The sequence below is a fragment of the Peribacillus sp. YIM B13482 genome, assembly GCF_042787975.1.
GTDB lineage: Bacteria > Bacillota > Bacilli > Bacillales > DSM-1321 > Peribacillus > Peribacillus simplex_A.
This window is the reverse complement of the sequence record NZ_JBHZPF010000015.1, coordinates 1-13,888: the sequence shown is the minus strand read 5'-3', so window position 1 is coordinate 13,888 and position 13,888 is coordinate 1. Positions and strand designations below refer to the sequence as shown.

General features: G+C 40.1%; 12 protein-coding genes and 1 pseudogene. 4 read left to right on the top strand and 9 right to left on the bottom strand.

Annotation, left to right across the window (positions count from 1 at the left end):
* Positions 1 to 51: 51 nt before the first annotated feature.
* Both ACFX4L_RS09840 and ACFX4L_RS09835 read right to left on the bottom strand, forming a co-directional pair.
* Positions 52 to 1,023, bottom strand: a complete 972-nt coding sequence (locus ACFX4L_RS09840; protein ID WP_377404922.1) for a TRM11 family SAM-dependent methyltransferase — start codon at positions 1,021 to 1,023, stop codon at positions 52 to 54.
* Positions 1,024 to 1,181: 158 nt separating this feature from the next.
* Positions 1,182 to 2,273, bottom strand: coding sequence for a CotH kinase family protein (locus tag ACFX4L_RS09835; protein ID WP_377404918.1), 1,092 nt, complete (start codon positions 2,271 to 2,273; stop codon positions 1,182 to 1,184).
* A 155-nt stretch (positions 2,274 to 2,428) separates the two neighbouring features.
* On the opposite strand from ACFX4L_RS09835, the pseudogene ACFX4L_RS09830 reads away from it, so the two are divergent.
* A pseudogene (locus ACFX4L_RS09830) lies at positions 2,429 to 2,482 on the top strand (hypothetical protein); the annotation flags it as partial.
* A gap of 22 nt (positions 2,483 to 2,504) precedes the next feature.
* Entirely contained in the window at positions 2,505 to 3,032 is a 528-nt protein-coding gene (locus ACFX4L_RS09825; RefSeq protein WP_377404978.1) for a hypothetical protein, read from the top strand.
* A gap of 124 nt (positions 3,033 to 3,156) precedes the next feature.
* On the opposite strand, the gene ACFX4L_RS09820 is transcribed toward ACFX4L_RS09825, so the two are convergent.
* From ACFX4L_RS09820 to ACFX4L_RS09810, 3 genes are read right to left on the bottom strand one after another with little or no spacing between them, the layout of a single operon-like run.
* A complete protein-coding gene (locus ACFX4L_RS09820; RefSeq protein WP_061462142.1) occupies positions 3,157 to 3,468 on the bottom strand; it encodes a DUF3870 domain-containing protein in 312 nt (103 codons plus the stop codon).
* 23 nt (positions 3,469 to 3,491) lie between these two features.
* The gene (locus ACFX4L_RS09815) at positions 3,492 to 4,697 is read right to left on the bottom strand and encodes an acyl-CoA dehydrogenase family protein (protein WP_377404968.1); all 1,206 of its coding nucleotides are present in this window, start codon (positions 4,695 to 4,697) and stop codon (positions 3,492 to 3,494) included.
* A gap of 14 nt (positions 4,698 to 4,711) precedes the next feature.
* The gene (locus ACFX4L_RS09810; protein WP_377404915.1) at positions 4,712 to 5,899 is read right to left on the bottom strand and encodes a CaiB/BaiF CoA transferase family protein; all 1,188 of its coding nucleotides are present in this window, start codon (positions 5,897 to 5,899) and stop codon (positions 4,712 to 4,714) included.
* 468 nt (positions 5,900 to 6,367) lie between these two features.
* Between ACFX4L_RS09810 and ACFX4L_RS09805 the strand changes: the two genes are divergently transcribed.
* Entirely contained in the window at positions 6,368 to 7,306 is a 939-nt protein-coding gene (locus ACFX4L_RS09805; protein WP_284471433.1) for a DHH family phosphoesterase, read from the top strand.
* Between the two features lie 156 nt (positions 7,307 to 7,462).
* Here ACFX4L_RS09805 and ACFX4L_RS09800 read toward each other — a convergent pair whose 3' ends face one another.
* The 4 genes from ACFX4L_RS09800 to ACFX4L_RS09785 form a co-directional block, all read right to left on the bottom strand.
* Positions 7,463 to 8,476, bottom strand: a complete 1,014-nt coding sequence (locus ACFX4L_RS09800) for an aliphatic sulfonate ABC transporter substrate-binding protein (RefSeq protein WP_377383901.1) — start codon at positions 8,474 to 8,476, stop codon at positions 7,463 to 7,465.
* 35 nt (positions 8,477 to 8,511) lie between these two features.
* The gene (locus ACFX4L_RS09795) at positions 8,512 to 9,270 is read right to left on the bottom strand and encodes an ABC transporter permease (RefSeq protein WP_061462138.1); all 759 of its coding nucleotides are present in this window, start codon (positions 9,268 to 9,270) and stop codon (positions 8,512 to 8,514) included.
* Positions 9,203 to 10,045: an ABC transporter ATP-binding protein gene (locus tag ACFX4L_RS09790; protein WP_284471435.1), complete on the bottom strand. Its 843-nt coding sequence runs from the start codon at positions 10,043 to 10,045 to the stop codon at positions 9,203 to 9,205. The genes ACFX4L_RS09795 and ACFX4L_RS09790 overlap by 68 nt, the downstream gene beginning before the upstream one ends.
* Before the next feature lie 298 nt (positions 10,046 to 10,343).
* Entirely contained in the window at positions 10,344 to 12,446 is a 2,103-nt protein-coding gene (locus ACFX4L_RS09785) for a YhgE/Pip family protein (RefSeq protein ID WP_377404912.1), read from the bottom strand.
* 582 nt (positions 12,447 to 13,028) lie between these two features.
* Between ACFX4L_RS09785 and ACFX4L_RS09780 the strand changes: the two genes are divergently transcribed.
* Complete coding sequence (locus tag ACFX4L_RS09780) at positions 13,029 to 13,721, top strand: DUF421 domain-containing protein (RefSeq protein ID WP_377383895.1); 693 nt, start codon at positions 13,029 to 13,031, stop codon at positions 13,719 to 13,721.
* Positions 13,722 to 13,888: the final 167 nt, after the last annotated feature.

Sequence of the window (13,888 nt, the reverse complement as noted above, 5' to 3'; positions counted from 1 at the left end):
TAACTTCAAAACCATTAAAGATTTCAGCTTTTTTCATCTTGCTGACGAAACTTATACACACACTACAACTTGTCTGGAAAAAATGCCTTTCCTTGCTACACAACGATCAGCAATTTCAAATCCTGCTTCTTCAATCATATGATCCATCGTGTCAATCGTAACGACAACGACCTTGTCAGCAAAGCCCCTGGCATGTTTAAGGATCGATAGCTGATCTTCCGGCGTCGCATGCGTATATAAATTGTAAGGCATATCGATAATCGCTACATCATATTTACTGGTGACCTCCGAAATCGGACCTGTAGTTACATCACCTTCGAGTCCGAAATAGGCAATGTTCTCCCTGGAACCGTCAGTAACAAGTGGGTTGATATCTCGGCCAACAATATTTATCCCCATTGATAGTGCTTCCACCAATACCGTTCCAATTCCGCAGCATGGATCAATGGCCTTCACTCCATCTGGATGTGGAACGGCTATGTTGGCAATGGCCCTCGCCACTCGTGTGCTAAGTGCTGTTGAATATTCACGCGGCTTTTTCATATGATGTAACCAAACCGCTTCAGGTTTTACATACTTCCCAAAATACCAACGGCCGCCTAGGGTTACTATTCCATAGACCTGATCAGGATTTCTCACATCGGCATTCCCCTGAATGTGCCAGCCAATCTCCCGTTCAATTTCACGCTGTCCATCATAATCTATTTTTTCTTCTTTATTAAGATCATTAATTTTTACGAATAACACTTTGAACGTCGAATCAGGCAATTTTATATCCTTCACTTGCTCAACAATTTCGGATATGCTATCCCCTTCAAACATGACATCGACCCGTCCTTTTATAAAGGGACTTCTGCTCGGTTCAATTTTTATATCACTTTTTAATATATTTTCTGAAGCCTCAAAGCCAAAGAACGAGCGCATTTCCATTTTAGATAATGAGCGTTCGTCAGGGCTGCACGTAAAGGTGTATATATATGCCGGTATACGGCTTTGATTAGTCAATCCATTCCCATCCTTCATTTACTATAGATTATATCTTTCTATCAAACATAGCTGTAATAGGATGGAAAAGCAAATGGAATCGTGCAGAAAAAACAACAGGAATGCTTTTCTTTCAACACTCCCGTTATTTTTCCCCATTTCCAATCACAATTTTCAAAGTTAAAGTATGGGAATCATTAATCTAATTTATGCAGCCGACCCTTTATATACTTTGCGCGGCTCTCTATGAATTTCAGGATAAAATCAGGCTCATTATCAAAAGTTTTCTTATTATCCTTGATATATGGATCTTTTGAAACATAAGGACTTATTTGATCATGCATTCCCTGAATGATGGGTTTCATATGCTTAACGTTAAACCGGGTGTTCAAAATCCCCTTTAGGAGTCTTTGGTATCGAACACGAAATGCCCTTACATCAAGGATTCTAGCAGTCAATGTATTGAATCCCTCGATTCCCACATAATCCTCTTCCATCACTTTTCCGTTAACATCCCTGCCCCATGTCGCATCATAATCCCATGGAATCATTTCAAAGAGTCCAGTATCTCCATTTCGATACAGGGCATAGTTGTGAACAAACCCATCATAGTTTTGCGTGAATATGACACCAGCCAGCCAGCGCAGGTACTTTTCCACATCGAGATAATTTACGATTTCCCTTTCAAAATCCGCCCTTGAAATTGTATTGATTTGGATAATCAATTCTTGTAAATATAATTCATCCTTTGCTGACCCGCATTTTTTTTGATATCCCATTTCCAATGATTTTTTGATTCCTTTATCCAAATCACTCATCAATGAAAAATTTGCATCACCGTCCACTGCATAGAAAATTGATCCCTTAGGAAGATCCCTATTCTTCAAATAAAATTCATCCACTGATTCCAATTCTAGATATATTCCCTCGTCCTTCCCGTTCAGATTCAGGAAAACAAACTGGGATTTCGGTGATAAAGTCCCGATATCCGCAAAAAAGTCTAAAGATAATTTATTTCTTAGTAAAGATTTATCCTTATACTCAGCATTTAAATGAACTTCCTTAGCATTCCTAAAAGTATTAGGTTTATAAAAGACTACATTATAAGACTTTTTCTGGAAACCGCGGATATGTGAGCCACGGTAAACAATATCAATATCCAATTTTTTTCTGTTAATGGTTAACTTTGCAGGTAAAGGATCATTGCACCATATATCCCTGCGAAGGTCCTTTAAATTTACAGGTGGAATAAAAAGCTGATATACAGGCAGCTTCTGGTCATTATTCATATAACCCTTCCCTTTCACTTTCCTATTAAATTATGGGAAAAAGCGAAGGACGTCACAAAAAAACAACTCTTTTTTTCAAAAAAGTTGTGCGTTTATCATTAGCACATTACGTACAAGCCGAATAGTCTAACGTATAGAAAGGAGGATATATAAATATGTCAAACATCATTCGTGATATACAAAATGCGGTGGATAGAGCCAATTCCTTCGGGTTAAGCGATTTCATGTTTAATGACCCACGTTCAAATTGCCGTTCTTCACGTAAAAGAAACAAAAAAAGACGGTCCACTTGCAGCACTCGAAGACGCACTAGCAGAAATCTTTCCACTTGCAGCACTCAGAGGCGCACTAGCAGAAATCGGTCCACTTGCTGGAAAAGGTCCACTTCCGGCACACGATGGGGATCTTGCTGGAAACGGAGATCTACATGCAGCACGCAAAGGCGCACTAGCAGAAATCGGAGATCTACATGCAACACGCAAAGGCGCACTAGCAGAAATCGGAGATCCACATGCAGCGCGCAAATTCGCACTAGCAGAAATCGGAGATCCACATGCAGCGCGCAAAGGCGCACTAGCAGAAATCGGAGATCCACATGCCGAAACCAAAGGCGCACTAGCAGAAATCGGAGATCTACATGCAGAAACCAAAGGCGTACTAGCAGAAATCGGAGATCTTCTAACCACGGCAGCGGCAACAAGAAATGGAATTGGAGCTTCTAGTTTCATCATCCCTTTCATGTATTTTAATAATTTATAAGACAAAGAGGTGTTTACATCAACGCCTCTTTTTTATATCCTGAAAACGAAAATTGAATGATTTTTTAATCCTCAAAAAAGGATCCTATCGGTTTCACATACCGGTAGGATCCTTCCATTTTCCCTTATTTGACGGAGACCAATTCGAACTGTGCATACACATCCTTCAGTCCTGCTTGAATGGCTTGACCAGCTTTTCCACGATAATACTTTTGTACACGATCAATCAATTCTTCGATACCATCTTTCAGGCAATACCCTCGCAGCAGGTGACGAATGAATTCCCTGCCATGTTCTGTAGCAAGTGTACAGGAAGCCTCGACAATGACACCATGTTTAAAATCAAGTTCTACCGTGATCGTGATGGAATCATATATATTTCTCGCTGCCATCCCTTGTGGAAGTTTTGCATGCCCTGCAATAAAGTATGTGTTCATCATCTGATCTCCTCTATCTATAATTAATGTACGGAAATTTGCTCGAAGGGCCATGCAGGCAATTGCTTGCGAAGCGCTTTATCTTGTCTGTAGCCAAGAGCGTATTCACCCTGCATTACAGTATGAATCTCACGGGTTCCTTCGTAAATGACCGGAGCCTTTGAATTCCGGAGAAAACGTTCGACTGGATATTCATCCGAGTAGCCATAGGCACCATGAATTTGAACAGCATCATTGGCCGCTTCGTTAGCAGCATTACATGATATCCACTTGGCAAGTGATGTTTCCTTCGTATTCCTTTTTCCTTGATTTTTTAAGGTACCCGCTTTAAAGACCAGCAATCTTGAAATCTCTAAATTTGCGGTCATCTTGGCAATCATCTGTTGAACGAGCTGATGCCTGCCAATCTCTTTTCCGAAGGTACTTCGTTCATGACAATACTTCAAGCTTGCTTCAAGGCTTGCTTCAATTAACCCTACAGCACCTGCGGCCACTGTAAACCGGCCGCTGTCCAATGCCGACATGGAGATTTTAAAGCCCTCACCTTCTTCACCAAGCCTATTCTCCACCGGAACTTTTACATCCGTTAAAAAGACTTCGCCTGTATTCCCCGCACGGATTCCTAATTTCCCTTTAATGGCTTTCGACTCCACTCCCTCAAAAGTCCGTTCCACTATAAAAGCGGTAATTCCCCTTGAGCCGGCATCATGATCCGTCTTGGCGAAAATAAGGAAATGATCTGCATAATCACAGAGCGAAATCCAAGTTTTTGATCCATTCAGGATATAATGGTCCCCAACACGTTTTGCAGTTGATTTCATTGACGCTACATCAGATCCTGCATTCGGTTCAGTCAGCCCAAAAGCGCCAATCTTGGTCCCTTTTGCTTGAGGAACTAAGTATTTCCGTTTTTGTTCTTCCGTCCCCCATTGCAGCAGGGTCATGCTATTCAACCCTGTATGTACAGAAACTGCGGTTCGGTAAGCCGTATCGCCTCGCTCCAGTTCTTCACAAACGATGGCCAGGGTATTATAATCCATTCCGACTCCACCGTACTCTTCTGGTATACAAACGCCCATCAACTGCAATTCCGCTAATCTTTTTAAAATATGTGGCTGGAATTGACCCTGCCTATCCCACTCTTGAATATATGGGGTAATTTCCCTATCCACGAATTTCCTTACCACTTTCTTTACACTTTGCTGCTCTTCTGTTAATTCGAAATTCATCATTAAAATTCCTCCTAAATAATTTTATTTTCCTTGAATTTGCTTATTTGGTCTGGACTATATCCAATTTCAGCCAAAATGGAATCGGTATGCTCACCATACAACGGCGGATGCTTTCTCATCGTAACCGGCGTTTTCGAAAGTTTCAGGGGCGATCCCGTCACTCTAAGATTTTCAATTGTCGGATGTTCCATGTTCACCAACATGCCTCTTGCGATGATTTGTGGATCCTCGAACATCTCTGCGATATCATTAATCGGACCATTGGGTATCCCTGCATCATCAAACAGCCTTTTCCATTCTTTCTTTGTCTTTCCTCTCAACGAATCCTCTATAATCCGTATTAATTCTTCCTTGTTTTGCAAACGTTTTTCATTATGCTTAAACTGTTCCTGCTCGGCTAAATCAGGTCTGCCTAAAACGGTTGTGAATCTCCTGAACTGATCATCATTTCCTACAGCCACGACAAGCTCCCCATCCCTTGTCCGGAACGTCTGGTATGGAACGATATTGGGATGTTGGTTTCCCATTCGTTCAGGGGTCAAGCCACTGAATAAATAGTTGCTGGCAACATTCACCAATGAAGAAACCTGACAATCCATTAACGAAATATCAATTTCCTGTCCTTCCCCCTCTTTATCCCTATGATGTAAAGCGGATAGAATGCCAATGCCTGTATACAAGCCAGTCAATATGTCAGCTATGGCCACTCCGACCTTCACGGGGCTTCCATTTTTTTCTCCTGTGATGCTCATCAAACCACTCATTGCTTGAATGATATAATCATAGCCAGGCAAATCTTTATAAGGACCGGTTAAACCAAATCCCGTAATCGAGGCCATGATCAATTTAGGGTTAATTTCCTTTAAATCTTCATAACCTAACCCCATTTTTTCCAATGTACCCGTCTTAAAATTTTGAATCACTATATCCCGTGAAGACACTAATTTCTGGAAAATCTCTTTCCCTTGTTCAGATTTTAAATTCAAGGTCATGCTTTGCTTATTTCGATTGGCACATAAATAGTAAGCGCTTTCTCCTTGGGCGAATGGCGGACCCCACCCTCTCGTTTCATCACCTGATTCATGATGCTCAATTTTAATTACCTCCGCACCCAAATCACCGAGAATCATTGAACAGAACGGTCCCGCCAAAACACGGGATACATCGATAATCCTGACTCCTTCCAAAGCTCCATTCATATCATCACCCCTTTCAAACTGTCAGGATACACAAAAAAGAGCCAGTAAAACCAACAATGTCATACATTGATGTTTCACTGACCCTTATCCACGAACTGTCTTCCTGCAAAGGAAGATCAAGTGAACCAAGTCAATTTTTATGAATTCCAGATTTATGACAAGCCGGCCATGCAACAAGGTAACTTGTTGTCATCGGTTTGGTAAATTAAGTATAGTTTCATTTTTTGAATTTTGCAATAACTTTGTTTGGGTGTTTTTATTACTTCCACTGAAATACTCTTTAGCATACTTCCCGTTTAATATAAAAATACTTCCAGGACTCCCTCAAGCTAAAGTAATTGGAATTGCCTTTATTCGTGAGGCATGTGATGATTGGATATACATAACTGTCTATATTTAAAATGAGAATTTTCCATACAATCAATTATCGGTCGACAGACAAGGAAAGATTCAAAGGGAGATGGCAATATGGTCAATAAAAAAAAGGAAATAATCGAAGCGATCAAGAAATACCCAACCATTATCATTCACCGCCATGTTAATCCGGACCCCGATGCATTGGGGTCACAAATCGGCTTACAACGGCTTTTGAAGCACTCATACCCTGCCAAGGAAGTTTTTGTGGTTGGCGAAGAAGTGGATAGGCTTTTATTCATTGGTGAAATGGATGTCATTACCGATAAAAAATACAAAGGGGCCTTAGTGATTGTTTGTGATACTGCCAACCTTTCACGGATAAGTGATTCCCGCTATGATCACGGGGACCTGCTGATCAAAATTGACCACCACCCCGAGTATGAACAATTCGGTGACCTTTCTTGGGTCGACCCTTCTTATAGCTCTGCAAGTGAAATGCTTGTTGATTTATTTTTGCAATTTCCAGAAGACTTTATCATGAATAAAGAAGCAGCTAAATCATTTTATGCAGGAATTCTAGGTGATACAGGGAATTTCATGAATGGGAATACCACTCCTAGGACATTAAAAATGGTTTCGCACTTAAGAACTTATAATTTTCAGCCAGAAAGAATCCATAACTGGCTTAATATAAAGTCGAAAAACTCTTCAAGACTTCAAAAAGACATTCTCATGAGCTTCAAGGTAACCGATAAAGGGGTAGCTTACTTCATTATTACGGAGGATCTGTTAAATATGTATGGAATAGATCGAATCGAAGCTTCGAATTTAGTAAATACTCTATCAAGTGTAAGGGGAAACAAAATCTGGGCTTTCTTCATCGAATATCCTTCTGAAATCCGTGTCAGGATTCGTTCACGGAGTATTCCCATCGCTTCTGTCGCACGTCAATTCAATGGAGGAGGACATTCACTGGCGTCAGGTGCTACCATCCATTCCTGGGAAGAGGTTGATCATGTTATTCAGGCATTGGATCGAGTCTGTCCATAATACAGGAGTTCATGACAGTGCCGTGTTTATATGTATAATCATCTTCTCAGGCCATTATAACGGATTAATCCGACCTAAACTAGATTTTTTCGACCTTTACCGGAATACAAAAAACACGCCCAAGCCTGGATGGCTGAGGCGCTTTCTCATTACAATTTACTTGGACACTTTTTCAAGAGTTGATAGATCGATCATGCCTTTTATATCACTGCTAGGAATATAACCGGCTTCTTTGCTTATGTCAGCCATTTCCTGGATGACTTGCTCATTAACTTCAGTTGTCACTTCCAAGCGTGAAAATGCTGAAGCCACTTCTTCTTTACTTAATTCTTTTCCAGTCAGTTCCTTCAAATGCTTAATAACCAGTTTTTGGCTTTCTTCAGGGTTGTCCTGTATAAACTTCACCGCTTTTTCATGCGCTTTCAAATAGGAAGCAGCGAGCCCCTTTTTATCCAAGAACTTCTGGCTTGCAGCCACTACCGTATTAGGTGAATCTTTTCCCCATGCAAATTGATCCCAGTCAAGCACTAACTTTCCTTTTGCCTGGTTTTCCAATACATACCCCCATGGTTCCTGGGTAGCAGCTGCATCGACTGATTTTTGGACAAAGAGAGCGGTTGTGTCAGCAGGGGCTGTCGCATACAACTCAACTGTTCCCCCATTTGTAGTCGGTTTTAAGTCAACATCTTGAAGGGCTTTCCTAAGCATGACATCCTGTGTGCTCCCAATGACGGGAATCGCTACTTTTTTACCGTCCAAATCTTTTAAATCCGTTACCTTGCTGTTCTCACTGGCCACAAGAACGGCACCGCCATTAACAGCGCCAGAGATCAGATGGTATTCAGGGTTTTTCACGTAAAAGTTAAGCAATGGACCAGGTCCAACCGTTCCGACATCAATAGCGTTTGTAGCCATTGCTTCCATGAATAATCCGCCATTGGCCACTGTTTTGGTTTCAATCTTAACATCTTTACCGAACTCTTCTTCAAAAAAGCCTTTTTCAAGTGCAATGATCGTTGCACTGTGAGTTAAATTAGGAAAATATCCAATTTTCACAGTTTGTTTACCAGAGCCTTTTTCCTCTTCTTTACTGGTGGATTGTGTGCATCCGCTTACTATTCCGATTAACAATACGGACATAATAAGGGCAAAAAATGATTTTTTCAGCATATTTCCCTCTCCTTTTACACTATAATCTTATTAATCTACCGTTGGTTTACTCCCCATTTCAGTTGAACATTACGCTCTAGGCGTGAGAAGACAACATTATCCACGATTGTTCCAATGATTGCGATAATGATCATTACGGAGATCACCAAATCCATTTGTCCAAGTGATCTGCCCATTTCCAGCAACTGTCCAAGACCGCCGCCACCGCCAAGTAATTCACCTGCCATCAATGCACGCCAAGAAAATGCCCATGCAATTCGCAGCCCGGATATAATTTGTGGAACAGATGCTGGTAAAATTACGGTACGTAGAAAATGAAAACCGGTTGATCCATATGTTTTGGCAACCCGTTGATACAGCTGGGGCACATTCCGGAATCCACTTGTTGCATTAACTGTCATCGTCCAAGTTGCGCCGATCGTGACGATAAAGAGAATTGAAAAATCATTCAATCCAAACCAAATTATTGCCAAAGGGAACCAAACGATACTCGGGATGGATTGTAAAGCAGTCACTACGAATCCAAGCGTATCCTCAACCAGTTTAAAGCGCCAAATGAAATATCCTAAGATTAGACCTATTATAATGGCAATCGTGAAGCCGATTAGGATACGGCCAAGGCTTTTTCCGATGGCTTCGGTTATTTGTCCGCTTACTAGTCCATTAAACAGAGTTTCCAACACTTGAGTCAGGCTGGGAAACATGAAGTCCGGTAGACTGGAAAGTCTAGATGTGACTTCCCATATCCCCGCTATCATCGCGATGAATATGATTCGTCTTAAAGCTGTAATCATTCCCCATTTCCTCCTTCAGCACTTTTTCAATTTCCTCCTGCAAGATCGATAGAACCCTTTGTTCAGTATGCAAAGTTACACTATCCGGCATAACTCCATCTTTCATGGAAGGGACGGAAATCGTCTCTTTAATTTTCCCGGGACGGGTTGCAAAGACGATAATTTTTTCGGAAAGCTGAACAGCCTCACGAATATTATGGGTAACGAAAAAAATGGTCACTTTAGTTTTTCTCCAGATTTCGAGCAGCTCTTTATGCAAGACCATCCTCGTTTGCTCATCAAGAGCAGAAAATGGTTCATCCATCAACAGGATATCAGGTTCCATCACCAGCGCTCTTGCGATGGCTACCCTCTGTTTCATCCCCCCCGAGAGTTGATGTGGATAGGAGTCAACATATCTGCTGAGGTGAACCATTTTTAAAATGTCCAATGCTTTGGCTTTAGCCTCTTCTTTGGGAATCTTCTTTAACTTCAATCCGTATGTAACATTTTCAAGAACCGTCAACCAAGGAAATAACCCAGCCTCTTGAAACACTACAACCCGCTCCGGACCTGGCTTAATCACCTTTTTTCCAGCTACACGTATTTCACCTTTATCAGCCTTATCAAGGCCGGCAATTAGATAAAGGAGTGTCGATTTGCCACATCCTGAAGGTCCGACGATCGAAACGAAGCTTCCTTTCTCGACCTCTATATTAATCTCATCGAGCACCTTTATGCTTTCTTTCTTTTCATTCGAAAAACTTTTTTCAATGCCATCTATTGTTAAATACATAAAGTCACCCCACTTTTATATCGCACCGATTAACTAAACATTATTTCTTAATAATGATTAATCCAATGGTTTTTGTCAACAATAAAAATGCAAAAATTCTAATTTATCGGTATCTTTCTATCAAACTGTCAATATATTGATAAATATTCCAATTTTACATAAAGGTTCATATAAACAAATTCCATTCAACAAATAAAAAACCTGAGCCCTTTTCAAGGGTTCAGGCTGATTTTTCAGTATCCAATTTCGTGCCTTCATTTCAGTTAAGTTAACCGAGGTCTCCGCTCCATTCAGTAACTTAAAAAATCCTGCTTCCATACAATTTATCCTTCATCTTTTGCGTCCTTTCATGCAGTGGCTTTTTCAATATGATGCCAAAGCTGAGCGTGATTATTAAATAGAGGAATAAGATGAATATATCATTGCCAGCGACACTCCAGGTTATCCCTCCAACTGATTCACGAAGTAAACCAACGGCATAGGTAAACGGCAGGAAGGGGTTGATATATTGGAAAAATGGCGGTGTTACTTGAATGGGGAAGGTACCTCCCGAGCCTGATATTTGAAGCACCATCAGAACTACGCTTATTCCCTTCCCAACATTTCCTAGAACCGAGACGAATGTGTAGACCATTAAAGTAAATACTGTACTTATCAAGACGGAGAACATGACGTACTCGAATTTATTTACTGCATATACATCAATCAGAAAAAGGTTACCGATGGAAACGGCTAATGCCTGCATCAATCCAATGATGAAGAATATAAGGTACCTGCCAATATAAATTTGATATGGACTGTAACCCTTTTGTGTGACGCTCACGCTAAGCATGGAAATCAATATTGTCCCACCCACCCAGAGGGAAAGTGCCGTGAAGAAGGGGGACATGGCAGATCCATAGTTCGGAATGGGAAATAAACTGTGTTTATTGAGCAATACTGGCTCCGAGAAAAAGTCACTTTCCTGTTCAATATCATTCTTTAGAAAATCAATCACTTCTTCCATATTATAAGATTTATCGATTTCTCTCATTTTAGAAGCCAGAGCCTTGATTTTTCCCTCGATCTCCGGAAATTTATCCTGTAACTTATCGATATCTCCCGTACGAGTTACTAACGTTCGATTCGTCTCATTCAACAATGTCTTCACTTCAGGAAGAGCTTGGCTTCCCTCCTCAATCATACGCTGGGCATTCTGTAATATAGTATCCGTTTCAGCCCAGATTTCATTGAATTTTGGTCCTGTCTCCTTTGAAAAGGTATCCTGGAAGCTTCCCAGGACTTCATCATTATTTTCACCAAGATTTCTAAGTGAGTCGAAGGAATGGTCATTCAGTGCTTGAAGTTGATCCGAAGCATTATCCCTTAAACCATCCACTAGATTTATTTCTGGCTGAAGGCGGTTTTTTTCACTAAATTGATTGACGCTCACCAATAAGTTATACATACTGTCCAAAAGATATAACTCTTTATTTATCCTCGTTCTCCCTTGTTCAACTAGCTGATTCCCCTCATTATCGGGCAAATCCTGATCCGCTAACCTATTTGCAAGCACTAAAATCGATTCATTATCACTCCTGATGCTCGCAATATCATTTTTCAAGAGTGGATGGATTTCGGCAAATGCCTGCTTGGTTGAGTCTACATAATTAGAAACACCTGATACCAATTTGTCTTTCTGTGATGTTAAACCTTCTATTGAATCCAGACCATCATTGACCATTTTAATGATTTCTTCTGCTCTTTTCACATGTGTTTGTACGATTTTCAGATTTTGTTCAAGCTCCGGAAGTTCTCCCTCTAATAAATACACCATATTCTTCATTTTCTGAATTGTCGGCAACTCATTTTGCAAGGTGATTCCCAGTTCATTAAAGATTGCAAGAATACTCCCGCTAGCTGATTTGATAAAGCTTTTGCTCACATTTCCCACAATGCTGTTGGCCCCCGCTGCCGTAATTTTAGGAGCAATGGAATTGATTTTTTCATTCACATAATAATCAATCTCCGCTTTAATAGGGTCATCGGTCATGATTGTCGCAATATGCTCCGAAAAATTCTCTGGAATGATGATGGATGCGTAATAATCCCCCTTTTCCACTTTTGCTAACGCCTCTTTTTGAGTTGTGAATCTCCAGCCCAAATCTTTGTTTCCCTTTAACCCCTCTATGACTTCCTTGCCTATGTTTACGGCTTCGCCATTTAACTCTGCACCTTTATCATTATTTGAAACACCGACAAGGATTCCTTCCGTATTTGCATATGGGTCCCATGATGCAACAATATTAAACCACGCATAAATGGATGGGATGAACATAAGAAACACAACAACGATACAAATAAAGAAATTTTTATAAATGCATTTTAAATCGTCAATGAATATCTCCCGAATATTACTCAAAACATACCCCCGTGCAAAAAGTATTTTGATACTATTATTCGAAAAATGTTCTAAATCAATACTAAGTAAACATATCCATGGATTTTCGACACCAAATAAAAAGAAGCAAGTAACGATATGCTACTTGCTTCCTATTTCACTTATTTTGAATGCCTGATTTATAAGGAAGTACGTTTCATAATTATGTTGATTTTTTCGAAACACACAGTGATTATACTGATTCAGGAATGCATATTGAAACAGTGAACGAAATAAAAAAATGCTAGGCCGAAAACTATAGGGTCCCGTTTATTGAAAAGGGACATGTAAACTGGTATACCTCATTTTTAATAGTTGATCAAATTAATTACAAAAAAAACCAATTAGTTTCCCTACCTATTTTTGACTTATGCCTTCGTTCAGGAAGAAAACCAATCCTTATTAAAGAATCGCTCCCTTTATGGAATATTTAAAATATGGCCACGATCCTAAAAAACTTAATTCTTCTTCAACTTTCGCACCCAAATTACAGAATAATGGGCTTGCTGTAAAAACATACTATTACAAACGAACTGTCGGGATTTTTAAAAGGGAGAAATAGCCATGCCAGGATCTGTTGAAATCATCTTTCGAACCTTTACAGCTTTTATTTTATTATGGGTATTTGTCCATCTGCTCGGTAAACAGACGATTGCCCAAAGGACCTATCACCTTTATATCGCTTCAATTACGATGGGGACAATTGCAGGCAATCTAGCATTCAATATTAAAATTAAATTCTTGTATTTTATCCTTGCAATGATTATTATGGGTGCCGTCGTTTTTATACTGAATCTTGTAGCGGTTCGAAATCCGCGCTTCGGAAAATGGATTGCTGGAGAACCTGTTGCCTTAATTCAGAAAGGACAGATTCTTGAGGAGTCCATGCAGCGAATGGGGTATTCACTGGATTCTCTTAAACAGGCTTTGCGGGGCAAGGATATCTTCCATTTTGATGAAGTGGAATGTGCCATATTAGAGATAAATGGCTCACTTTCTGTATTAAAAAAAACACAATACCAAAATACCACCAAACAGGATTTGGCTATACGGTCCTCAGCTGGAACTATACCGATAGAGATGGTCTATGATGGGAAGATCCTATACGAAAACTTATCCAAACAAACCTACGATGACGAATGGTTAATGGCTGAACTTAAAAAAAGAAACCTTTCTGTTATTGACATCTCTTATGCTGTTGTAGGGACAAAAGGAAATTTGTCTATTGATTTGATTTGGGATCAATCAAGGGAATGATCTTTAGCATTTCAGTAAGTATCATAATCAGTATTAAAAATAAATTCGGGTATGGAAAGAAAAAGTGGTTTTTCCAGAAGGAAAAACCACTCAGACTGTAGACAAACTCGATGAAAATCGAGTTTGTCTATTTTTTATGAGTTGTACAATTTGGCCGTTGATTTTCC